The organism is Sphingomonas hominis (genome assembly GCF_013328205.1).
Lineage (GTDB): Bacteria > Pseudomonadota > Alphaproteobacteria > Sphingomonadales > Sphingomonadaceae > Sphingomonas > Sphingomonas hominis.
This window is the reverse complement of the sequence record NZ_JABULH010000004.1, coordinates 284,148-305,247: the sequence shown is the minus strand read 5'-3', so window position 1 is coordinate 305,247 and position 21,100 is coordinate 284,148. Positions and strand designations below refer to the sequence as shown.

Here is a 21,100-nt window from a genome sequence, read left to right as displayed (position 1 = left end):
ACGTTGACAAAGGGCGCGGGAACGGCCCGCCACCCTGTTGAAGGTGCTGCGCATAGCGATGCGCGTGCGAAGCGTCAACTCTTGCGGCGGCGCTTGAGCGGTTTCGTGCCCTGGCAGGCGGGACACCAGAAGGTCGACCGCCCGCCCTCGGCATAGCGCGCGACCAGCCCGCCGCACGCGCACGGTTCACCCTCGCGCCCGTAGACTGCGAACTGCTTGGAGAAATAGCCGAGCTCGCCGTTGGGCCGCGCGTAATCGCGCAAGGTCGATCCGCCCGCCGCGATCGCTGCCTCCAGTACGAGGTGAACCGCGTCGACCAATCGAACGAGCGCGTCGTGGCCGATGTCGCCCGCCATCTGATGCGGGTCGATCCGGGCGTCGTACAGCGCTTCGCACACGTAAATGTTGCCGAGGCCGGCCACGACGCACTGGTCGAGCAGTGCGAGCTTGATCGAGGTCCGCTTGCCCGCCAGCGCCGCGCGAAGGTAGACCGCATCGAACGAGCGGTCGAGCGGCTCTGGACCCAGCAGCTGGAACGCGGGAAATGCCGCCAGTGTCTCGGTCGGCACCAGATCAACCGAGCCGAAGCGCCGCGCATCGTTGAGCGCGAGCCGGCGCCCTTCCTCGGTCTCGATCACCAGATGGTCGTGGAGCTGAAGCTCAACCGGGTCGACGCGCCACCGCCCCGACATGCCGAGATGAAAGAGCATCGTGTCGCCGCGATCGGTGCCGATCAGCCCGTATTTGGCGCGGCGATCGAGGTCGGTCACGCGCGCGCCGGTCAGCCGCTGTCGCAGATCGTCGGGGAACGCGCGGCGCAGATTGGCGCGGCGCGTCTCAATGCTGCGGATCACCTGTCCTTGGAGGACCGGACGCAGCCCGCGCACGGTTGTTTCAACTTCTGGAAGCTCTGGCACCACGGCGAGCTAGGTTGGGTTTGCCCGCCCGGCAAGGCTTGGCTAGAGCGGCGGGGTTTCCGCCTCGCGCGGGCGGCGCGCGTGCCAGGACCATCCAGGCCGCCGGTCATGAACGGATGTGAGAGTTGAGCGACCAACAAACCGTCTCCTTCGGCTACGAAGACGTGTCCCCGACCGAGAAGACCGAGCGCGTGCGCGGCGTCTTCTCCAACGTGGCGAGCCGCTACGATCTGATGAACGACGCGATGTCGGGGGGCATGCACCGGTTGTGGAAGGACCGCTTCGTGCGCCGTGTAAAGCCGCGCAGCGGTGAGCAGATCCTCGACATGGCGGGCGGCACCGGCGACATCGCGTTCCGCATGGCGCCGTCCGGCGCGGCGATCACGGTTGCCGACATCAACCCGGAGATGCTCGGCGTCGGCATGAAGCGCGCGCAGGAACGTGGGTTGACGGGGCTGGTGTGGACCGAGGCGAATGCCGAGACGCTGGCGTTCCCCGACAAGTTCTTCGACGCATACACGATCGCGTTCGGCATTCGGAATGTAACTGACATTCCGAAGGCGCTGCGCGAGGCGCACCGCGTGCTGCGGCGCGGTGGTCGGTTCTTCTGTCTCGAATTCTCCACCACCACTTGGCCGGGGTTCGGCGAAGTATATGATGCTTACTCGCACAAGGTGGTGCCGCAGCTCGGCAAGCTGCTGGCGAACGATCCCGATAGCTACCGCTACCTGATCGAGTCGATCCGCCGCTTCCCCGACATGCCGGCGTTTCAGCGGATGATCGGCGAAGCGGGCTTCGTGCGCACCCACGTCGAGCCGATGCTGGGCGGGCTGGTCGCGATCCACAGCGGCTGGAAGATTTGACCTCCGCGATCGTTCACACCTGGCGGCTGCTGACCTGGGGCCGCACGCTGGCGCGGCATGGCGCCTTGCGCGGGATCGAGCGCGATCCCAACACGCCCGCGCGGCTGCGTCGTTTGCTGCGGCTCGCGCGGTTCGGCGCGCGCGTGCCCGCGGTCCCGCGCTACGCCGACGCGTTCGAGGCGCTGGGGCCGGCGGCGATTAAGCTCGGGCAGACGCTCGCGACGCGCCCAGACATCGTCGGCGAGGATGCCGCGACGAGCCTGTTGCGGTTGCAGGATGCGGTGCCGCCGATCCCCTTCTCGGTCGTGTGCGCGCAGATGAAAGCGAGCTTCGGCCGGCCGCTTGACGAATTGTTCAGCGAGATCGAGGAATCGCCGGTCGGTGCGGCCTCGATCGCGCAGGTGCACCGCGCGCTCACGACCGACGGGCGGCGCGTCGCGGTCAAGGTGCTGCGCCCCAACGTCGAGGAAGATTTCGCGCGCGCGATCGACACCTACGAGTGGGCGGCGGCGCAGATCGAGCCGATGGGTGGCGAGCTCGCGCGGCTGCAACCCCGGCTGGTAATCGAGACGTTCAAGCGCTGGACCGCGCGCGAGCTCGACCTGCGCCGCGAGGCCGCGTCGTCGTCGGAACTCGCGGAGACGATGTCGGCCGAGCCCGGCTTCCTGGTGCCCGCGATCGACTGGCAGCGCACCACGGGCAAGGTGCTGACCAGCGAGTGGATCGACGGCATCAAGCTGTCGAACCGGCCTGCGCTGATCGCGGCGGGCTACGACCTGCCCGAACTGGCGCGTGTGCTGATCCACGCCTTCCTGCGGCAGGCGATCGCCGACGGTTTCTTCCACGCCGACATGCACCAGGGGAACCTGTTCGCGATGCCGGGCAACCGCGTGGTGGCGATCGATTTCGGCATCATGGGGCGGATCGACCGGCGCGCGCGGGTGTGGCTCGCGGAAATCCTCTACGGCCTGATCACCGGCAATTACCGGCGCGTGGCGGAGATACACTTCGAGGCGGGCTACGTGCCCGCGCACCACGACGTCGGCGAGTTCGCGACGGCGCTACGCGCGGTGGGCGAGCCGATGCGCGGGCTGCCGGTCAAGGAGATGTCGATCGGGATGATGCTCGACTCGCTGTTCTCGATCACGCGCGACTTCGACATGATCACGCAGCCGCACCTGCTGCTGCTGCAGAAGACGATGGTAATGGTGGAAGGCGTGGCGACCAGCCTCGACCCCGACATCAACCTGTGGGAAACCGCCGGGCCGTTCGTCGAGGAATGGATCCGCACTGAATTGGGCCCCGAAGCCGCCATCGCCGACCGCCTGGTCGCCGACGTGCGCACGCTCGCGCGGCTACCCGACCTCGTCCGGCGGATCGAGGCGCGCTACCCCGCGCCGGGCGGTGCGCCCCCTGCCCCGCCGCTGCGCGAGATCGAGGTGGTGCGGATCGGCGGCGGCTGGCGCTACGTCGCGGTGGCGGTGGCGAGCGCAGCGCTCGCGGTCGGTGCGACGTTGGTCGGGATCGCGTGGTAGCGGAAACGCTCTCGTGGTTGCGTGAACCAAGTCGCCTTGCCGGGGTGCGCCTCCAATCTGCGCGATGGCTGCTGGCGATCGTGGCAGTGGTTTCAGTCACGGCGGCCATGCTGGCTGACCCGGTCACGCTGGGCGATAATGATCACGCTGCTGTCGTCGCTGCGATGCGCAGCGGAAGCGATTTCTACGGATTGATCGGCGGCATCGTGCCGGCGGGTGCGTTCGCGGGTCGCCTCATTCCCCTGCCCACGCTGGCCCTGGTCGAGATGGTCGCACGCGCGTTCGGCACGGTCGTCCTGCTCTGCGGCGTGTTGGCGGCAGTGCTGCTGGTCGGGTGGGACCGGCTTGGCGAGGTGTTCGCGGATAAGCGCGGTCGCGTGCTCGGCGCGCTCATGCTGCTGGGTGGCACGACTGCGACGGCGCTGCTGGTCATCGCCGAGCCTCACGCCGGATGGTGCGCGCTGCTCGCCGGTTGGTCGCTGCTATTACGTCGACGCGGGCGCTGGATCGAGGCGGCCGCCATCGCCTGCATCGCGGCGACGATCGACCCGTCGGCGATCGTGCTCGCGCTCGTCATGGGTGCCGCGGCGTGGCACGAGGGCGAGCGGCGCGAGGGGCTGGGATGGCTAATCGTCATCACGGTCACCGGGGTGGCATGGGCAGCGCACTGCGTTGCGCTTGGGCGAGTGGGACTTGGTGCGGTGGCGGACGGCGCGCAGATCGGGCCGTTCGACATGGTCGCCGCGGCATTCCTGCCGATGATGCCGCCGGCGCTCGCTGCAGCGGCGCTGGTGATCGCGATCGTAGGATGGAGCGTCGTTCGCGGCACGCTGGCTGTCAGGACAGCGGCGGTGGCAGTCGTCAGTCCGATGATCGCGTACGTGCCGGGCATGCAGTCGGCGGCCGCGCTCGCGCTGACCCTGCTGCCGCTCGGGTTGGTGTTCGCGGTGGAGGCTGGAGCCTTGCTGGCGACGGCGGCGATCAGTCGGCGACGGATCACGGTGACGAGGGTGACGCGATGAGAGTTTGGGCGTGAGCCGTATCCTGCTGATCGTCGGCGGTGGAATCGCCGCGTACAAGGCGTGCGAGATCGTGCGTACCTTGCGCAAGCGCGGTCATTCGGTGCGCTGCGTGATGACGGAGGGCGCAGCGCACTTCGTGACACCAATGACGCTCGCCGCTTTATCCGAGGACAAGGTCTACACGACCTTGTGGGACCTGAAGGACGAGGCCGAAATGGGTCATATCCAGCTCAGCCGTCAGGCCGACCTCGTGGTGGTGGCGCCGGCCTCCGCCGATCTGCTCGCGCGGATGGCAGCGGGGCTGGCGAACGATCTGGCGACCACCTTGCTGCTGGCGACCGACAAGCCGGTGCTTGCTGCCCCCGCGATGAACGTGCGGATGTGGCATCACCCGGCGACGCAGCGCAACGTCGCGCAATTGCGCGCAGACGGCGTGACGGTGATCGAGCCCGACGAGGGTGCGATGGCATGCGGCGAATGGGGGACCGGACGCCTGCCCGAACCTGACGCCATCGTCGCGCGGATCGAGGCCATGCTGGCTCCCGCTCCGATGCGGTCGCTCACTGGGAAACGGGTGATCGTTACCGCTGGACCGACACACGAGCCGATCGATCCAGTACGCTACATCGCCAATCGCTCCTCGGGGAAGCAAGGCTTCGCGATCGCGGCTGCACTGGCGCGGCTGGGTGCGGATGTCCGCTTGATCGCAGGGCCGGTGATGCTGCCGACGCCCGCCGGCGTGACCCGGATCGATGTGGAGACCGCGCGTGAGATGGCGCAGGCGGTCGACACGGCGCTTCCTGCCGACGCGGCGGTGATGGTGGCGGCCGTCGCCGACTGGCGCGTCGACGCCATCGCCGGGCAGAAGATCAAGAAGGGTGACGCGCAACCCGCGCTGACGCTGACCGAGAACCCTGACATCCTCGCCGAGCTGGGGCGCAGCGCGCGTCGCCCACGATTGCTGATCGGCTTCGCGGCCGAGACCGAGCGGGTGATCGAGCACGCCGCTGCCAAGCGCGCGCGCAAGCAGGCCGACTGGATCGTTGCCAACGACGTATCGGGCGACGTGATGGGCGGCGATGCCAACACGATCCACCTCATCACCGCCGACGGTGTCGAGCACTGGGCCAAATTGCCCAAGGACGAGGTCGCCGCACGCCTCGCAGGAAAGATTGCCGATGCCCTCCAATGAAGTAACCATTGCCGTTCTGCGTCTCGTTCATGGTGCAGACTTGCCCCTGCCCGATTATGCGACTGCGGGCGCCGCTGGCATGGACGTCATCGCCGCCGAGAACGTCACGCTCGCACCCGGCGCACGCGCCGCGATCGCGACCGGTTTTGCGCTCGCGATCCCAAACGGCTATGAAGTGCAGGTGCGTCCGCGATCCGGCCTTGCCCTCAAACACGGTGTCACGTGCCTGAACACGCCGGGCACGATCGACAGCGATTATCGCGGTGAGGTGAAGGTGATTTTGGCGAATTTGGGCCAGGAGCCGTTCGTGGTCGGGCGCGGTGATCGCATTGCGCAACTCGTGCCTGCGCCGGTGCTGCGCGCCGATCTGGTCGAGGTGGACTCGCTTGACGCGACGACGCGCGGCGCTGGCGGGTTCGGATCAACGGGACGCTGATGCTGCTCGCGCTCGCCCTGCAGGTCGCGGTGGTGACGATCCCCAGCCCGCCGTTCGACTGGAGCGGGCTGCCGCCGCTGCGGGTGCCGCGCGCGGAGGCGAGCGCGTCGGTTGCCGATTTCGTGCGCGAGGAAGTGCGTGCGGGCCGATGCGCCGCGCCTCAGCCCAATTCGATCGCGGTCGACCTGGCGATCTACGTGACTGGTGACGGCAAGGTTCGCCGCATCGTGCCGCGGGCAATCAACTGTCCGACTGTCGAGCAATACGCCTCCGGCATCGCGCTGCGCACCATCAGCGGCAAGATCGAACCGCCGAAGGACGCCGGCTGGCACCGCATGGCGGTGACGTTCGTGTGGCAATGACGCTCTCACCCGACGAACTCGCCCGCTATGCCCGCCACGTCATCCTTCCCGAGATCGGCGGCCTTGGCCAGTTGCGGTTGCGACGCGCGCAGGTGACGGTGATCGGTGCAGGCGGCATCGGTTCACCGGCACTGCAATATCTGGCCGGGGCGGGCTTCGGGCGGATCGTCGTCGTTGATGATGATCGGATCGATACATCGAACCTGCACCGGCAGACCTTGTTCTCGGGCGATGAGCGCGGGGAAGCCAAGGCCGAGCGGGCGGTGGCGGCGATCACGCGCATTAACCCGCACGTCGAGGCGCGCGCCGCGGTCGAGCGGATCGACGCGGGCAACGCGCTTCGCCTGTTGGACGGGGCTGATGTGGTGATCGACGGTAGCGACAATTTTGCGACCAGGCTGGCGGTTGCCGATGCGGCACTCGCGTTGCGCATCCCACTGGTGTCGTCCGCGGTCAGCCGCTTCGAAGGGCAAGTCGCCGTGTTCCGCGGGTGGGAGCGTGACAAGCCGTGCTATCGCTGCTTCGTCGGCGACGATCCCGCACGCGAGGGGCTGACCTGCGCCGAGGAAGGCGTGCTGGGCCCGGTTACCGGTGTGCTCGGCAGCATGGCGGCGCTGGAAGCGATCCGCGCCGTTGCGCCGTTCGGAGAGGATAGCGCCGGCACGTTGTTGCTGGTCGACCTGCTCGCACTACGGTTCCGGACGTTGCGCCTGCCCAAGGATCCGGGTTGCCTCGCTTGTGGGACCGGACGGCAGTAAGCCAAGGCATACTGCCGCCCTGCCCGGTCAGCCGAGCAACCGCTGCGCGAACGAGCGCACCGCCGGACCGATGTCGTCGCGTGCCAGCGCAAGTGCCAGATTGGCCTGGATGAAACCGGCCTTGTCACCGCAATCGTAGCGATCGCCGTTGAAGGTGAAGCCGTGGAACGGCTGCTGTCCGATCAGCTGCGCCATCGCGTCGGTCAACTGAATCTCGCCGCCCGCGCCCGTCTCCTTACGGTCGAGGATACGCATGACCTCGGGCTGGAGGATATAGCGCCCCGGAATCATCAGGTTCGACGGTGAGGTGCCCGCGGCCGGCTTCTCGACCAGGGCGGTCACTTCGGTCAGGCGGCCATCGATGTTGCCTGGCGAGATGATGCCGTATTTGCTCGTCTCCTCTTCGGGCACCTCCAGCGCACCGATGACGTTGCCGCCGACCTGATTATACGCTTCGACCATCTGTGCGGTAAAGTTGGGGCGACCCACCATCAGTTCGTCGGGCAGCAGCACCGCGAACGGCTCGTCGCCGACGATCTCGCGCGCGCACCACACCGCGTGCCCGAGCCCGAGCGGTTCCTGCTGGCGGACGTAGACGGGTGATCCGGGCTGCTGGCGGATGCCGTCGATTAGCGCCAGGCTCTTGCCACGCGCGCGCATCGTGGCTTCGAGCTCGTAGGAGATGTCGAAATGATCCTCCAGCGCGCCCTTCCCGCGGCCGGTGACGAAGATGATCTGCTCGATGCCCGCCTCGAGCGCTTCCTCGACCGCGTATTGGATCAGCGGCTTGTCAACGACCGTCAGCATCTCCTTCGGCATCGCCTTGGTCGCAGGCAGGAAGCGTGTGCCCAGCCCCGCGACCGGAAACACCGCCTTGCGCACCTTCTTGATCGTCATTTCTTCCCCTGTCGGAAAAATCATCGGCGCGCTGTAACGGTCCGGCAAGGCAGCGGCAAATTACATAATATACAAGGATGTAACCGATGTTGCGCATAGGGTTGCCGCGACGCCCTGCAAACCGTAAGCGACGTTGCTCACATCATGCTCCGTAAACTGTTCCGCGGCGGCGCTCGGGCGTCGGCCACACCACCATCGATGATCCCGCCCGGCGAGCGCGTCTACGCGATCGGCGACGTGCACGGGTGCCTGACGCAGCTCGACGCGCTGCTGGCGATGATGGCGCAGGACGAGGCGGAACGTGGCGCGGCCGAGACGACGATCGTCATGCTGGGCGACGTGGTCGATCGCGGCCCCGCGTCGGCGCAGGTTGTGGAGCGATTGATCGCGCTCAAGGCCGAGGCACCGCGTACCCGGTTCCTGAAAGGCAACCACGAGGAGGTGTTCCTCCACGCGCTGGGCGGCGACGATCAGGCGTTGCGGATGTTCTGTCGCATCGGCGGACGGGAGACGATCATGAGCTACGGCGTCGATGCGCGCGAATATGAGCGTCTCGACTACGCCGAACTGGCCAAACGGCTGCTGGCGGTGGTGCCCGATGCGCATCGCGGCTTCCTTGATGCATTCGAGGATGTGGTGACGATCGGCGATTATGCCTTCGTTCACGCCGGCATCCGGCCCAACGTCGCCTTGTCGCTGCAGAAGTCGAGCGACCTGCGCTGGATTCGTGGCGCGTTCCTCGACTATCCTGGACGGCACGAGAAGATGATCGTCCACGGCCATACGATCACGCCTGAGGTCGAGCGTCGCGCGGGTCGCATCGGGATCGATACCGGTGCCTATGCCGGCGGACCGTTGACTGCGCTGGGGATCGAAGGCGACGCGACTTGGGTCTTGCAGGCTCCTGCCTGAACCCAGGCGACGGGTGTGTTCGGGATGTTGCACATGCTGGAGAAATGTCACAGCCGGTCTTGGAGAGACTTGATTTCAACACAATGCCGCTATATCGGCACACGGGAAGCAAAGGGAGTTTCACATGCGTCTTGCTAAGTACATGCTCGCCGCCGCTGCCGCGTCGGTTTCGGTCGCTCCGGCGATGGCCGCTCCGGTGAACGCCGCCAGCAGCCTGTCGGTGTCGCGCGCTGCGTCGTCGTCGGCCAAGAAGAACGAGCTCGCCGGTGGCGGCTTCATCGTCGCGATCATCGCGGCGGCTGCCGTGATCGCAGGCATCATCGTGGTCGCTGACAGCGACGACGAGCCGGACAGCAACTAAGTCCGTTCGGCGAAAGCTGAGAAAAGGTAGCGGCCCTCGGGCCGCTATTTTTTTGCCTGTCATAGGTGAGCATGGCCTTGGCGCTGGTGGCAGCCCGCGATCACCATTGCTGACGGAACAACGCGACTAGCCGCACCTACCCAGCGAAGGTGGCAATCACGCCTCTGTGGTACATCTGCACCTAGACACCCAACGGTGCCGAGACAAAGAAAAAGGCGAGGCCGGATGATCCGACCTCGCCTCCACTCTCAGTTACCAAGCCTCAGTAGAAGTCAGCGCCCACCCGGCATCGCGCCGCCCGGCAGGCCACCCTGCTGCTGCATCATCTGCTGCATCGCACGGATCTGCGCTTCGGACATGAACTCGATCAACTCGACGTCGAATTGCAGCGTCGAGTTGGCGGGGATCGGCCCCTTGTCCTCGGCACCGTAAGCGAGTTCGGGTGCGATCCAGAAGCGGTACTTTGCGCCCTTGTTCATCAGCTTCAACCCTTCGGTGAAGCCGGGGATCATGCGCGAGACGGGCAGCGGGGTGGGCTGATCGGCCTTGTCGAAGACCGTGCCGTTCATCAGACGCCCCTCGTAGCGGACCAGCGCCACGTCGCTGTCGGTCGGGTGCGCGCCGGTGCCCGCTTTCAGCACCTTGTAGCGCAAGCCTGATGGCGTGGTCTGGATGCCGGTCGAGCCAACCTTAGCGAGCGCGACGCCCGCAACCAGCGCGAAGGCGAGACCGAGCCAGAGCCACAGCACGTAAGCCCGCTTGACCGGTGCGATCGGAACGGCGGTGATGGTCGACATGGATCAGCACACCTGCATTTGTCGCGGTCGCGTGAGGACCGCCATCACCCGTGGAACGTCACAAAGGTCAAACCCCTACGCGTATGCGCGCGCGGGGTGCGCCCCTGATGCTTACCGTGCGCCGTCGCGCTCGGCGCGCTTGCGCTCCAGCTTGCGCGCGCGGCGAACCGCGGCCGCACGCTCGCGTGCGCGCTTCTCCGACGGCTTCTCGTAGTGACGGCGCAGCTTCATCTCGCGGTACACACCCTCGCGCTGCAGCTTCTTCTTGAGCGCGCGAAGGGCCTGGTCGACGTTGTTGTCGCGAACGATGATCTGCATAAAACCAATGAACTCCGGGAAAACAGCTACAGCGGCGGCAGGCAGGCCTGCGCCGAACGCGTCGCGTCTATCAGCTAGGGTGCGGCTCCGCAACCCGCGAAGGCGCGCCGTTCAGGATGTTACGTGCACCGCTCCAATGGCACGGCGGTGGCTGAGTACAGGTATGCGCGCCTGCACGCGTTCCACCTGGCCGAGATCGAGGTCGACGTAGCCGATGCCGGCGCCTTCTCCCATGTCGAGCAGAACCTCGCCCCAGGGATCGACGACGAGCGAGTGGCCGTAGGTCTCGCGGCCGTCCTGATGAACGCCGGTCTGCGCCGCCGCGATCACGAACGCGCCCGCCTCGATCGCGCGGGCGCGGAGCAGAACGTGCCAGTGCGCGGCGCCGGTCGGACGCGTGAAGGCCGCGGGCACCGACAGGATGCGCGCACCGGCATCGCTCAGCGCGCGGAACAGGTCGGGGAAGCGGAGATCGTAACAGATCGTCAGACCCAGACGGCCGAGCGGCGTGTCGGTCGCCACCGCCTGCTCACCCGCGGCATAGGTCGCCGACTCGCGCCAGCGCTCCCCGGTCGGCAGATCGACGTCGAACAGGTGCATCTTGTCGTAGCGCGCCCGGATCGTGCCGGCGGAGTCGATCACGAAGCCGCGATTGGCGAGCATCCCGTCGTCGCGGCGAAGCGCCAGCGAGCCGAGATGAACCCAGATGCCCGCCGCCCGCGCCGCGTCTGTTACAGCGGCGAGCACCGGATCGTCGCCTTCGGCATGGATGTTCGACGCGGCGCGCGCCCGGTCGCGGTCGAGCAGCCCCGACATTTCGGGCGTGAACAGCATCGCCGCACCTGCCCTGCCCGCTTCCTCGATCGCGGCGACGAGCCCGCGGGCGTTGGCGGCAGGGTCGATCCCGGTGGTGGTTTGAGCAAGTGCGATCTTCATGCGCCGCTTGTGCCACGCGCGCCGGGCAAACGCGCGCGCTTTCGCCGCCGAGCGGCTTGGCGGGTGCGCTGGCGTGCGGTTAAGAGGTCGCATGACTGGCGCCCCCCTCACCCTCTACAACAGCCTGACGCGTGCGACCGAGCGGTTCGCGCCGATCGATCCCGGTAACGTCCGCGTCTATTCGTGTGGGCCGACCGTCTACCATTACGCCCACATCGGAAACTTACGCGCCTACGTTTTCACCGACACGCTGTCGCGCGTGCTGACGTGGAAGGGCTGGCCGCTGACGCACGTCATCAACATCACCGATGTCGGGCATCTGACCTCTGACGCGGACGCGGGCGACGACAAGATGGAAGCGGCAGCGCGCGCGAGCGGGCGCGATATCTGGGAGATTTCGCAGCATTATACGCAGGCGTTTAAGCGCAACCTGGCCGACCTCAACATCCGCGAGCCGAGCCGCTTCCCGCTCGCGACCGACCACGTCGCCGAGATGATCGAGTGGGGCGAGGCGATCGAGGCAAAGCATTGCTACCGGCTGGACGACGGGCTCTACTTCGACGTGACGACCGTGCCCGATTACGGTGCGCTGGCGGGCGCGGCCGACGATGCGGCGGCCGGCCGGATCGAGACGGTCGCGGGCAAGCGGCACCCGCAGGATTTCGCGATCTGGCGCACGACGCCGCCGGGCGAGTCGCGGCAGATGGAGTGGGACTCGCCCTGGGGCCGCGGTGCGCCGGGCTGGCATCTGGAATGTTCGGTGATGAGCCGAAAATATCTGGGCGCGTCGTTCGACATCCACACCGGCGGCATCGATCACCGCGAGATCCACCATCCGAACGAGATCGCGCAAAACCAGGCCTATTGCGGCTGCGCCGACACGGGCGCGACTTTCTGGATGCACAACAACTTCCTCGTCGATCGCACGGGAAAGATGAGCAAATCGTCGGGCGAGTTCCTGACGCTCGACGTGCTGGTGGCGCGCGGCTTTCACCCGTTGGCGTACCGGATGATGTGTTTGCAGGCGCACTATCGGTCGGAGCTGGAATTCTCCTGGGACAATCTGGCGGCGGCGCAGGTGCGATTGAAGCGGCTGGTCCACGCGGTCGGTGCCTTGCGCGATCGACCGGCAAAGGCTGGCAGCGCGACAACGGAGGCGTACCGTGACCAACTGGACGCGGCGGTGTCGGACGACCTCAACACCGCGCGTGCGCTGCCGGTGCTTGATGCGATGCTGGCGGACAAGAAGGTGTCGCCGGGCGATCGACTCGCCGCGCTCGCCGACTTCGACGCGGTGCTGGGGCTCGGGCTCGCGGACCTCACGCGCGAGGCATTGCGCGTTCGCCCGTCGGCGAGCGCGATCACCGCGGACGAGATCGAGGCGCGTTTGGCCGAGCGACGCGAGGCGCGCGCCGCAAAGGATTTCCCGCGCTCCGACGCGATCCGCGACGAACTCGCGGCGGCAGGTGTCGAGGTGATGGACGGCGATCCGCTCGGTTGGGATTGGAAGGTAACGCTATGAAGGCCGTTCTCCCCGAGATCGCGCGACCGCTGCTCGAAGCCAAGCTGCCGAGCGACCTGGAGGTGGCGTGGTTCACCTCACCCGACGAGGCCAAGGCGATGATTGCCGACGCCGAGATCGCCTGGGTCGACATGCAACCGACGAGCCACGTCGCCGAGGCGATCCGCGCCGCCGGACCCGAGCTCAAGTGGGTATCGACGATCTATGCCGGGCTCGACGCGTTTCCGCTCGACCTGCTACGCGAGCGAAGCGTTACGCTGACCAACGGCGTCGGCATCAACGCGATCGCAGTCGCTGAGTATGCGGTGATGGGCGTGCTGGTCGCGGCCAAGCGCTACGACGAGGTGTTGCGCGCGCAGGACCGGCGCGAGTGGCCGAAGGACGCGCCGGGCAAGATCGAGTTGGCCGATACGCGCGCGCTGATCATCGGGATGGGCGCGATCGGACGATTGATCGCGGAGCGGCTGGCCGCTTTCGGCGTGGACGTGACCGGCGTGACGCGGTCGGGTCGCGACGGCTCGCTCACACCGGACGCGTGGCGCGCGCGGTTGGGCGAGTTCGACTGGGTGATTCTCGCCGCGCCATCGACCGGCGACACCAAGGCGATGATCGGCGCGGACGAACTCGCCGCGATGAAGCCGGGCGCGTGGCTGATCAACATCGCGCGCGGCGATATGATCGACGACGACGCGCTGCTCGCGGCGCTGCGCGAGCGGCGGATCGGCGGCGCCTTTCTTGATCCGACCAACCCGGAGCCGCTGCCGTCCGACCACCCGCTGTGGAGCGCGCCCAATTGCATGATCACCATGCATCTGTCTGGCCGCAGCCAGACCAAGATGTTCGAGCGTGCAGGTGCGTTGTTCCTCGACAATCTGAGCGCATATCGCGCCGGCCGCGCGTTGAAGAATGTCGCCGATCTCGATGCGGGCTATTGATCTCCAAGCGCGACCAACCGGTTTTTCGACGCGACCGAGGATCGATCGACGGTGAACGATCGTGCTTAGACGATTGCGGCGAGCCGTTTATTTCCTTAACACGCCCTGGCTTTGAACCGGGAGTTTGGAGTTGGAAGCAAGATTGATGGTTGCCTACGGCCTGATCGCGGCAATCGCCCTGGTCGGAAGCGTCGTTGGGTTGGTGTGGTCAAAGAAGCGCAAGGCGCGCAAGCGGCGACTGCGCGGGATTAAATCCTATACGCCGGTCAGCGGCCGCTCCACCGCGCAGTGAACGGCGCACCGCAGACACGTTGAGAACGGTCGAATGGACCTGAACCTTCGCGGACGCACCGCGATCGTCTGCGCGTCGAGCCAAGGCTTGGGACGTGGTTGTGCGCTGGCGCTCGCCGAGGCGGGCTGCGCGTTGGTGCTGAACGGGCGTGACGAGGACGCGCTCGCCGCCACAGCGGCAGCGATCCGCGAGGCAACGGGCGCTCGGGTCGCGACCGTCGCAGGCGACATCGCCGAGGACGCGACGCAGGAGGCGTTGGTTGCCGCGGCGAGTGGCGCGCCCGACATTCTGGTCAACAACAATGCGGGACCGCCGCTGCGCGACTTTCGCGCGCTCGACGGCGCGGCGATGCGTGCCGGGCTGGAGGCGAACATGGTGACGCCGATCCGGATGGTGCAGCGCGTGATCGACGGCATGGTCGAACGGCGGTTCGGGCGGATCGTCTGTATTACCTCGGCCGCGGTCAAGGCGCCGGTGGCGGGACTTGACCTCTCGAGTGGCGCGCGTGTCGGGCTGACCGGCTTTCTGGCCGGGGTGGCGCGCTCGGTCGCGCATGCGAACGTCACGATCAACTTTCTGCTGCCCGGACTGTTCGACACGCGGCGACTAGCGGGTGTCCACGCCTTCGCCGCGGCGCAGCAGGGCATCGACGTGGACGAGGCCGCGCAGCGCGCGCGCGAGCGGATCCCGGCGAAGCGTTTCGGCGCGCCCGACGAGTTCGGCGCTGCCTGTGCGTTCCTGTGCTCGGACAAGGCCGGGTTCATCACCGGACAGAGTTTGCTGATCGACGGCGGCGCGTTTCCGGGCGTGCTCTGACGCGGTCATCCACGGTTCATCGGCGCTCACGCACCGCGAACGCGTTGTGACAGGCAGGCGAGTGGATCATGCAGCGTCGCTGGCAATGGATGATGTTGTGGTTGTTCTGTGCGCTCGGCTGGCTGCTGGCGATCGGGTATCTGGTCGCGGACGTGCGCGGCGGATCGCTCGACCTGTTCTGACGGCGTGATCGGCATGTCCGATCACTGCGCGTTCGATTGCAAACTTTTCTTCGTTGCGTGCAAGGGCTAACGGACGCACGGATTGTTGCTCTTGTTAAGTGATGGAACTGCACATGGCCGCCAATTGGGCCCCCGATAGCTGGACTCGCCACGAGGCGCGGCAGCTCCCTACCTATCCCGACGCCGCGGCGTTGAAGGACGCGACCGATCGCTTGGCGAACTTCCCGCCGCTGGTGTTCGCGGGCGAGGCGCGCAACCTGACGGGCGATCTGGCGAAGGTGGCAGAGGGCAAGGCGTTCCTGCTTCAGGGCGGCGATTGCGCGGAAAGCTTTGCCGAATTTCACCCCAACAACATTCGCGACACATTTCGCGTCATCCTGCAGATGGCGGTGGTGCTGACCTTCGCGTCCAAGCTGCCGGTGGTGAAGCTCGGGCGGATGGCGGGGCAATTCGCCAAGCCGCGCTCGGCCGACAACGAGACGATCGACGGCGTCGAGCTGCCGAGCTACCGCGGCGACAACGTCAACGACATTGCGTTCACAATCAGTTCGCGCGTGCCCGACCCCGAGCGAATGGTGCGCGCCTACGCGCAGTCGGCGGCGACGCTCAACCTGCTGCGGGCGTTCGCGCAAGGTGGCTACGCGAACCTGCACCAGGTGCATCGCTGGACGCACGACTTCATGGGTCGATCCCCCTGGGCGAAGAAATATGCCGAGACTGCCGATCGGATCGGCGAAGCGCTCGACTTCATGGAAGCGTGCGGGATCAGCCCCGACACGGTGCCGCAACTATCCCAGACGACCTTCTACACCAGCCACGAGGCGCTGCTGCTGCCGTTCGAGCAGGCGATGGCGCGGCAGGATTCGCTGACCGGCGACTGGTACGACACGTCGGCGCACTTCCTGTGGATCGGGGACCGCACGCGGTTCGAGGGATCGGCGCACGTCGAGTTCCTGCGTGGGATCGGCAATCCGATCGGCGTCAAGTGCGGGCCGAGCCTGGAGCCCGACGCGCTGCTGCGCATGCTAGACACGCTCAACCCCGCGCGCGTGCCCGGGCGCATGACGCTGATCACGCGTTACGGCCACGACAAGATCGAGGCACATCTGCCGCGGCTGGTGCGCGCGGTGACGCGTGAGGGGCATCCGGTGGTGTGGTCGTGCGACCCGATGCACGGCAATGTCGTCAAGGCCGCCAACGGCTACAAGACGCGGCCCTTTGATCGCATCCTGGCAGAGGTGCGCGGCTTCTTCGCGGTGCATCGCGCCGAGGGGACGCACGCGGGTGGTATTCACGCCGAGATGACCGGGCAGAACGTCACCGAGTGCACCGGCGGCGCGATCGACGTGACCGAGCAGAGCCTGGCCGATCGCTACCACACGCATTGCGACCCGCGGTTGAACGCCGGACAGAGCCTGGAGCTCGCGTTCCTGCTGGCCGAGATGCTCAACACCGAGATGGCGGAGCGTCGCAAGGCGGCATGATCGCCGACGCGGGCGGGCGCGACTGTACCCGCCTGCTCGGTGCCGAGCAAAAGCGTGCTTGACGCCCAAGCGGCATCGCCGTATCTGCGCGCCTCACACTGCGCACGGCCCCTTCGTCTAGCGGTTAGGACGTCGCCCTCTCACGGCGAAAACACGAGTTCGATTCTCGTAGGGGTCACCAGCTTTTCGCGTCGCGGTTCGCGCATCATCCTCGGCAATGGTTACTCGGTCGATGGCGCTTTCTTACAGCATTGAGCCGCGCGCCGGTTTGGACTAGCGAACCTGCCATGAGTGCAACGATCGCCCTGGTCGACGATGATCGCAACATCCTGACCTCGGTGTCGATCGCGCTGCAGGCCGAAGGTTTTCTGACGCGGCTCTATCCTGACGGTGAGGCGGCGTTAAAGGCGTTGATCGAGAACCCGCCCGATCTCGCGATTCTCGACATCAAGATGCCGCGGATGGACGGGCTCGAACTGCTGCGTCGCCTGCGTGAGAAGCAGTCGACGCCGGTTATTTTCCTGACCAGCAAGGACGACGAGCTCGATGAAGCGCTCGGCCTTGCGCTCGGTGCAGACGATTACATCGCCAAGCCGTTCAGCCAGCGGCTGCTGATCGCGCGCATTCGTGCCATCCTGCGCCGCACCGAACTAACCGCCGGGTCGGACCCGGAGCAGGCCGAGACGAACGGCCCGATCGAGCGCGGGCGGCTGGTAATGGATCCGGCGCGCCACCGCGTGTCGTGGAACGGCACGCCGGTCACGCTGACCGTCACCGAGTTCCTGATCCTGGAAACGCTCGCGCAGCGCCCTGGCATCGTCAAGACGCGCAACCAGTTGATGGATGCGGCGTACCAGGACGACATTTACGTCGACGATCGCACGATCGATTCGCACATCAAGCGCGTGCGCCGCAAGTTCCGCGAGGTCGACCGCGACTTCGACTCGATCGAAACGCTATATGGCGCCGGCTACCGCTTCTCCGAGGAGTGAGCCGGGCGACCCCGCGCGGCGGTGGTCGGATCAGGTCTCGCTCACGCCGCGCATCCTGGCGGTCAACGTCTTTGCGCTGCTGCTGCTGGGCGGCGGGTTCTTCTACCTCGATTCGTTCCGAACCCGCATTCTCGACAGCCGGGTCATGCAGGTGCGTCGCGAAGCGGGGTTGATGGCGGAAGCGCTGAACGCCGCCCCGCCTGCTAGTCGTCCCGCGGTGCTCACGCGGTTGGCGCGTGATACGGGCGGCAGATTGCAATTGCTCGACCGATCCGATCGCGTGCTGATGGACAGCGAACGACTGGGCGGTTCCGACTTCACGCTGGTCGATCCGCGCACCGACGGGCTGGGGCAGCGCGCCGCGCGGTGGCTCGATGCGTTGATCGATTTTATCGTGCGTGCGCCCTCCTCCCCGGCATTCCAGGGCGATCCGAGCCGCTCGCAGGTCGACCCGGGCATTGCCCGCACCACCCGTACCTTGTCTGCTACCGTATGGCGCGCGCCCGATCGCACCCCGGTCATCACCGCCGCGGCCCCCTTGCCTGGTGGCTCGGTGGTGCTGTCGACGATCAACGCGCGCGACATCACCGAGCGCGTCCGGGTTGAACGTTATCGCCTGAGCCTGGTGGTGCTCACCGCGCTGGCGATCTCGGTCGCGTTGTCGCTGTACCTGGCGCGCACGATCGTCGATCCGCTCCGCCGGCTGGCGCGCGCCGCGGTACGTGTTCGGTTGGGACGTGCGCGCGAGGTGGTGGTGCCGCGGCTGCCCGAGCGTCGCGATGAGATCGGGATGCTCGCGCGCGCGCTCTCCGACATGAGCCTAGCGCTGCGTGCCAGGATCGACGCGACCGAGGCATTCGCCGCCGACGTGACGCACGAGTTGAAGAACCCGCTCGCTTCGCTGCGCAGCGCGGTCGACTCGCTCACGCTGATCGACGATCGCGACGCGCAGGCAAGACTGCTCGCGATCGTCGCCGACGACGTGCACCGGCTTGACCGGCTGATCAGCGACATCTCCGAAGCATCGCGCCTCGACGCGCAGCTCAGCCGCGCGAAGTTCGAGCGAATCGATCTGATCGCGATGATCGCGAGCCAGATCGCGCAGCGCGAGCAGCGCGGCACTGTGCGCGGCATTAGGCTTCACCTCGACCTGCTCCCCGACGCGCAGGTGCCCGTTATGGCGGAGGGTGCCCGGTTGGAGCGCGTGTTCGACAATCTGATCGACAATGCTTTGTCCTTCTCGCCAGACGGCGGGATCGTCTCCATCGCGGTGCGACGCGTCGACGAGGACATCGAGGTGCGCGTGGAGGACGAAGGACCCGGCGTACCCGCGGAAGCGCGCGAGGCGATCTTCCGCCGCTTCCACTCGGTCCGACCGAGTGAGGAAGCGTTCGGCAAGCACTCGGGCCTGGGGCTCGCCATCGCCCGCACCATCGTCGAGGCACATCAGGGCAGCGTCGCGGTCGAGAGCCGCGAGGACCGGCTGAGCGGCGCGCGCTTCGTCGTTCGGTTGCCGATTGCCGACGCGGTCGAACCCGCGTGAGCGCGGTTCACGCGACGACCGTGGCGATCGGGGGCCACGGCGTAATGCTGCTCGGATCATCGGGTGCGGGCAAGTCGGATCTCGCGCTCCGCCTGATCGACCGCGGCGCGCTGCTCGTGAGCGACGATTATACCCAGCTGGTGGCGCTGGAGGGCAAGCTGATCGCCACGCCGCCCGCGACGATCGCGGGCCGGATGGAGATAAGGGGCATCGGCATCGTCGTTATGCCATTCACCCCCTCCATCACGGTCCGAATGGTGGTAGGCCTCGGCGATGAGGTCGATCGTATGCCGAGGCCTAGCTGGCGCACCATCGCCGACCAGCGCGTGCGCGCGATCGTGATCGATCCGCGCGCCCCGTCTGCCGCGATCAAGGTCGAACGCGCGCTGGCGCAATTTCTGGCGGAGTGCGGCGCGTGACGACGCCGGTTCTGCTGGTCGTCGGCATGTCGGGCGCCGGCAAGTCGACGGTGCTCAAGACGCTGGAAGATGTCGGTTGGGAGACGGTCGACAATCTGCCGCTCACCTTGTTGCCGCGCTTTCTCCACGGCACGCAGCCTGAGGCGGGCGCGACCGAGCGACCGCTCGCGCTCGGGTTCGGATCGCGCACGCGTGACTTCGATCCGGACGCATTCATCGCGCAGGTCGCCGCGTTGCGGACGCGCAGCGACCTCGACATCGGCACCTTGTTCCTCGACTGCTCCGCCGACGAGCTCGCGCGTCGCTACGCCGAGACGCGGCGCCGCCACCCGCTGGCGGAGGATCGCCCGGTGCGCGACGGTATCGCGCGCGAACGCGCGCTGCTCGCACCGCTGCGGCAATGGGCGAACCGGTTGATCGATACCGGCGAGTTGAAGGCCAATGCGCTGGCGCAGCAGATCCGCGCCACCTTCGCGCGCGACGATGCCGCGGCGACCACGCTGACGATCGAGTCGTTCGGCTTCTCCCGCGGGGTGCCGGCGGAGGCCGATCTGATGTTCGACATGCGCTTTCTGCGCAATCCGCACTGGGAGCCGACGCTGCGACCCAAGACGGGACGCGATCCCGACGTCGCCGCTTACGTCGCGGCCGATCCGGCGTACGAGGAAGCGGTGAGCCGGATCGAGGACCTGCTGCTGCTGCTGCTGCCGCGCTACCGGGCAGAGGGAAAGCCCTATGTTACGGTCGCGTTCGGGTGTACCGGCGGCAAACATCGTTCGGTGCACGTGACGGAGCGGGTGGCGGCGCGGTTGCGCGACGCGGGGTTTTCGCCCACCGTCCTGCATCGCGATTTGGCGGCGGCGCCGCAGGACATGCTTGAGGGGCGACCGCAGGGTCAATGAACGGTAAGTCAATGCAGATCATCGGGCTGGTGCTCGTCACGCATGGCCGGCTGGCCGACGAGTTCGTCACTGCGATGGAACACGTGGTCGGACCGCAGAAGCAGGTACAGACCGTCGCGATCGGCCCCGAGGATGACATGGAAGCGCGCCGCGCCGATATCGCGCAGGCGATCGCCGATGTTGACGGCGGGCGCGGCGTGATCGTGCTGACCGATCTGTTCGGCGGAACCCCCTCCAACCTCGCCATCTCGCTGATGGAGCGTGGCCGGATTGAAGTAATCGCGGGCATCAACCTGCCGATGCTGATCCGGCTCGAGTCGGCGCGCAAGGCGATGTCGGTGGTCGCTGCCGTCGCCGCGGCGCGAGAGGCTGGGCGCAAGTACATCTCGGTCGCCTCCGAAGTGCTGGGCGAGGCCGCGGCGTGAGCGCGTCGCGCACCGTCGAGATCACCAACCGCCGCGGGCTGCACGCGCGGGCGAGCGCCAAGTTCGTGACGCTCGCCGCCGGGCAGCCGATCCCGGTCGAGGTGGCACGCGGCGGCTCGACCGTCACCGGCACGTCGATCATGGGGCTGATGATGCTGGGCGCGGCCAAGGGCGACACGATCACGATCAGCGCCGAGGGCGACGAGGCCGAGGCGGTGGTCGCGACGATGTGCGCGCTGGTGGAGGACAAGTTCGGCGAGGAGTGATCCCGCCGAGCCGCTC

At 67.1% G+C, this 21,100-nt stretch carries 25 protein-coding genes and 1 tRNA gene; 21 read left to right on the top strand and 5 right to left on the bottom strand.

The genetic code is table 11. The features are described 5' to 3' along the window. Positions 1 to 74: 74 nt before the first annotated feature. Positions 75 to 917, bottom strand: a complete 843-nt coding sequence (gene mutM / locus HRV97_RS11575; protein WP_174194414.1) for a bifunctional DNA-formamidopyrimidine glycosylase/DNA-(apurinic or apyrimidinic site) lyase — start codon at positions 915 to 917, stop codon at positions 75 to 77. A 125-nt stretch (positions 918 to 1,042) separates the two neighbouring features. Between mutM and HRV97_RS11570 the strand changes: the two genes are divergently transcribed. From HRV97_RS11570 to HRV97_RS11540, 7 genes are all read left to right on the top strand, one after another. After that, complete coding sequence (locus tag HRV97_RS11570) at positions 1,043 to 1,780, top strand: class I SAM-dependent methyltransferase (protein ID WP_174194413.1); 738 nt, start codon at positions 1,043 to 1,045, stop codon at positions 1,778 to 1,780. Continuing rightward, positions 1,777 to 3,315, top strand: coding sequence for a 2-polyprenylphenol 6-hydroxylase (gene ubiB, locus HRV97_RS11565; protein ID WP_174194412.1), 1,539 nt, complete (start codon positions 1,777 to 1,779; stop codon positions 3,313 to 3,315). Before HRV97_RS11570 ends, ubiB begins: the two co-directional genes overlap by 4 nt. An 80-nt stretch (positions 3,316 to 3,395) precedes the next feature. After that, a complete protein-coding gene (locus HRV97_RS11560; RefSeq protein ID WP_174194411.1) occupies positions 3,396 to 4,337 on the top strand; it encodes a hypothetical protein in 942 nt (313 codons plus the stop codon). Positions 4,338 to 4,347: 10 nt separating this feature from the next. Then, positions 4,348 to 5,529 carry a bifunctional phosphopantothenoylcysteine decarboxylase/phosphopantothenate--cysteine ligase CoaBC gene (gene coaBC, locus HRV97_RS11555; RefSeq protein WP_174194410.1) on the top strand — a complete coding sequence of 394 codons (1,182 nt, stop codon included), beginning with the start codon at positions 4,348 to 4,350 and terminating at the stop codon, positions 5,527 to 5,529. Then, positions 5,516 to 5,965 carry a dUTP diphosphatase gene (gene dut / locus HRV97_RS11550; protein ID WP_174194409.1) on the top strand — a complete coding sequence of 150 codons (450 nt, stop codon included), beginning with the start codon at positions 5,516 to 5,518 and terminating at the stop codon, positions 5,963 to 5,965. The genes coaBC and dut overlap by 14 nt, the downstream gene beginning before the upstream one ends. Then, on the top strand, positions 5,965 to 6,327 hold the full coding sequence (locus HRV97_RS11545) for a hypothetical protein (protein ID WP_174194408.1): 363 nt from the start codon (positions 5,965 to 5,967) through the stop codon (positions 6,325 to 6,327). Before dut ends, HRV97_RS11545 begins: the two co-directional genes overlap by 1 nt. Then, complete coding sequence (locus HRV97_RS11540) at positions 6,324 to 7,085, top strand: HesA/MoeB/ThiF family protein (protein WP_174194407.1); 762 nt, start codon at positions 6,324 to 6,326, stop codon at positions 7,083 to 7,085. The genes HRV97_RS11545 and HRV97_RS11540 overlap by 4 nt, the downstream gene beginning before the upstream one ends. Before the next feature lie 27 nt (positions 7,086 to 7,112). Here HRV97_RS11540 and galU read toward each other — a convergent pair whose 3' ends face one another. Continuing rightward, a complete protein-coding gene (gene galU / locus HRV97_RS11535) occupies positions 7,113 to 7,982 on the bottom strand; it encodes a UTP--glucose-1-phosphate uridylyltransferase GalU (protein WP_174194406.1) in 870 nt (289 codons plus the stop codon). Between the two features lie 144 nt (positions 7,983 to 8,126). On the opposite strand from galU, the gene HRV97_RS11530 reads away from it, so the two are divergent. Further along, positions 8,127 to 8,894 (top strand): metallophosphoesterase family protein, encoded by a 768-nt coding sequence (locus tag HRV97_RS11530; protein WP_174194405.1) that lies wholly within the window; start codon positions 8,127 to 8,129, stop codon positions 8,892 to 8,894. 124 nt (positions 8,895 to 9,018) lie between these two features. Next, positions 9,019 to 9,255: a hypothetical protein gene (locus HRV97_RS11525; protein ID WP_246248687.1), complete on the top strand. Its 237-nt coding sequence runs from the start codon at positions 9,019 to 9,021 to the stop codon at positions 9,253 to 9,255. 272 nt (positions 9,256 to 9,527) lie between these two features. Here HRV97_RS11525 and HRV97_RS11520 read toward each other — a convergent pair whose 3' ends face one another. From HRV97_RS11520 to HRV97_RS11510, 3 genes are all read right to left on the bottom strand, one after another. After that, positions 9,528 to 10,052 carry an FKBP-type peptidyl-prolyl cis-trans isomerase gene (locus HRV97_RS11520; protein ID WP_174194404.1) on the bottom strand — a complete coding sequence of 175 codons (525 nt, stop codon included), beginning with the start codon at positions 10,050 to 10,052 and terminating at the stop codon, positions 9,528 to 9,530. A 111-nt stretch (positions 10,053 to 10,163) separates the two neighbouring features. Further along, positions 10,164 to 10,370 (bottom strand): 30S ribosomal protein S21, encoded by a 207-nt coding sequence (rpsU, locus tag HRV97_RS11515; protein ID WP_007404630.1) that lies wholly within the window; start codon positions 10,368 to 10,370, stop codon positions 10,164 to 10,166. 111 nt (positions 10,371 to 10,481) lie between these two features. Further along, positions 10,482 to 11,306 carry a carbon-nitrogen hydrolase family protein gene (locus HRV97_RS11510; protein WP_174194403.1) on the bottom strand — a complete coding sequence of 275 codons (825 nt, stop codon included), beginning with the start codon at positions 11,304 to 11,306 and terminating at the stop codon, positions 10,482 to 10,484. Positions 11,307 to 11,397: 91 nt separating this feature from the next. Between HRV97_RS11510 and cysS the strand changes: the two genes are divergently transcribed. The 12 genes from cysS (at position 11,398) to HRV97_RS11450 (ending at position 21,084) form a co-directional block, all read left to right on the top strand. Further along, positions 11,398 to 12,828, top strand: coding sequence for a cysteine--tRNA ligase (gene cysS, locus HRV97_RS11505; RefSeq protein ID WP_174194402.1), 1,431 nt, complete (start codon positions 11,398 to 11,400; stop codon positions 12,826 to 12,828). Next, positions 12,825 to 13,763 carry a D-2-hydroxyacid dehydrogenase gene (locus tag HRV97_RS11500; RefSeq protein WP_174194401.1) on the top strand — a complete coding sequence of 313 codons (939 nt, stop codon included), beginning with the start codon at positions 12,825 to 12,827 and terminating at the stop codon, positions 13,761 to 13,763. The genes cysS and HRV97_RS11500 overlap by 4 nt, the downstream gene beginning before the upstream one ends. A 145-nt stretch (positions 13,764 to 13,908) precedes the next feature. After that, positions 13,909 to 14,055 (top strand): hypothetical protein, encoded by a 147-nt coding sequence (locus HRV97_RS11495; RefSeq protein WP_174194400.1) that lies wholly within the window; start codon positions 13,909 to 13,911, stop codon positions 14,053 to 14,055. Positions 14,056 to 14,088: 33 nt separating this feature from the next. Next, positions 14,089 to 14,871 carry an SDR family oxidoreductase gene (locus HRV97_RS11490; RefSeq protein WP_174194399.1) on the top strand — a complete coding sequence of 261 codons (783 nt, stop codon included), beginning with the start codon at positions 14,089 to 14,091 and terminating at the stop codon, positions 14,869 to 14,871. Between the two features lie 295 nt (positions 14,872 to 15,166). Then, positions 15,167 to 16,537: a class II 3-deoxy-7-phosphoheptulonate synthase gene (locus tag HRV97_RS11485; protein ID WP_174194398.1), complete on the top strand. Its 1,371-nt coding sequence runs from the start codon at positions 15,167 to 15,169 to the stop codon at positions 16,535 to 16,537. 106 nt (positions 16,538 to 16,643) lie between these two features. Further along, positions 16,644 to 16,718 (top strand) — tRNA-Glu (locus tag HRV97_RS11480). A gap of 106 nt (positions 16,719 to 16,824) precedes the next feature. After that, a complete protein-coding gene (locus tag HRV97_RS11475; RefSeq protein WP_174194397.1) occupies positions 16,825 to 17,529 on the top strand; it encodes a response regulator transcription factor in 705 nt (234 codons plus the stop codon). Next, positions 17,498 to 19,072 (top strand): ATP-binding protein, encoded by a 1,575-nt coding sequence (locus tag HRV97_RS11470; RefSeq protein ID WP_174194396.1) that lies wholly within the window; start codon positions 17,498 to 17,500, stop codon positions 19,070 to 19,072. Before HRV97_RS11475 ends, HRV97_RS11470 begins: the two co-directional genes overlap by 32 nt. Then, positions 19,069 to 19,491, top strand: coding sequence for an HPr kinase/phosphorylase (locus HRV97_RS11465; RefSeq protein ID WP_343044493.1), 423 nt, complete (start codon positions 19,069 to 19,071; stop codon positions 19,489 to 19,491). Before HRV97_RS11470 ends, HRV97_RS11465 begins: the two co-directional genes overlap by 4 nt. Beyond that, complete coding sequence (rapZ, locus tag HRV97_RS11460; RefSeq protein WP_174194395.1) at positions 19,488 to 20,393, top strand: RNase adapter RapZ; 906 nt, start codon at positions 19,488 to 19,490, stop codon at positions 20,391 to 20,393. Before HRV97_RS11465 ends, rapZ begins: the two co-directional genes overlap by 4 nt. Before the next feature lie 17 nt (positions 20,394 to 20,410). Further along, a complete protein-coding gene (locus tag HRV97_RS11455; protein WP_174194470.1) occupies positions 20,411 to 20,818 on the top strand; it encodes a PTS sugar transporter subunit IIA domain-containing protein in 408 nt (135 codons plus the stop codon). Beyond that, positions 20,815 to 21,084, top strand: coding sequence for an HPr family phosphocarrier protein (locus HRV97_RS11450; RefSeq protein WP_174194394.1), 270 nt, complete (start codon positions 20,815 to 20,817; stop codon positions 21,082 to 21,084). Before HRV97_RS11455 ends, HRV97_RS11450 begins: the two co-directional genes overlap by 4 nt. The last annotated feature ends 16 nt before the right edge of the window (positions 21,085 to 21,100 follow it).

Bases quoted from the DNA above. Each gene is read 5' to 3' on its own strand.
- dut (WP_174194409.1), top strand. From the start codon at position 5,516: ATGCCCTCCAATGAAGTAACCATTGCCGTTCTGCGTCTCGTTCATGGT.
- HRV97_RS11545 (WP_174194408.1), top strand. From the start codon at position 5,965: ATGCTGCTCGCGCTCGCCCTGCAGGTCGCGGTGGTGACGATCCCCAGC.
- HRV97_RS11540 (WP_174194407.1), top strand. From the start codon at position 6,324: ATGACGCTCTCACCCGACGAACTCGCCCGCTATGCCCGCCACGTCATC.
- galU (WP_174194406.1), bottom strand. From the start codon at position 7,982: ATGACGATCAAGAAGGTGCGCAAGGCGGTGTTTCCGGTCGCGGGGCTG.
- HRV97_RS11530 (WP_174194405.1), top strand. From the start codon at position 8,127: ATGCTCCGTAAACTGTTCCGCGGCGGCGCTCGGGCGTCGGCCACACCA.
- HRV97_RS11525 (WP_246248687.1), top strand. From the start codon at position 9,019: ATGCGTCTTGCTAAGTACATGCTCGCCGCCGCTGCCGCGTCGGTTTCG.
- HRV97_RS11520 (WP_174194404.1), bottom strand. From the start codon at position 10,052: ATGTCGACCATCACCGCCGTTCCGATCGCACCGGTCAAGCGGGCTTAC.
- rpsU (WP_007404630.1), bottom strand. From the start codon at position 10,370: ATGCAGATCATCGTTCGCGACAACAACGTCGACCAGGCCCTTCGCGCG.
- HRV97_RS11510 (WP_174194403.1), bottom strand. From the start codon at position 11,306: ATGAAGATCGCACTTGCTCAAACCACCACCGGGATCGACCCTGCCGCC.
- cysS (WP_174194402.1), top strand. From the start codon at position 11,398: ATGACTGGCGCCCCCCTCACCCTCTACAACAGCCTGACGCGTGCGACC.
- HRV97_RS11500 (WP_174194401.1), top strand. From the start codon at position 12,825: ATGAAGGCCGTTCTCCCCGAGATCGCGCGACCGCTGCTCGAAGCCAAG.
- HRV97_RS11495 (WP_174194400.1), top strand. From the start codon at position 13,909: ATGGTTGCCTACGGCCTGATCGCGGCAATCGCCCTGGTCGGAAGCGTC.
- HRV97_RS11490 (WP_174194399.1), top strand. From the start codon at position 14,089: ATGGACCTGAACCTTCGCGGACGCACCGCGATCGTCTGCGCGTCGAGC.
- HRV97_RS11485 (WP_174194398.1), top strand. From the start codon at position 15,167: ATGGCCGCCAATTGGGCCCCCGATAGCTGGACTCGCCACGAGGCGCGG.
- HRV97_RS11475 (WP_174194397.1), top strand. From the start codon at position 16,825: ATGAGTGCAACGATCGCCCTGGTCGACGATGATCGCAACATCCTGACC.
- HRV97_RS11470 (WP_174194396.1), top strand. From the start codon at position 17,498: ATGGCGCCGGCTACCGCTTCTCCGAGGAGTGAGCCGGGCGACCCCGCG.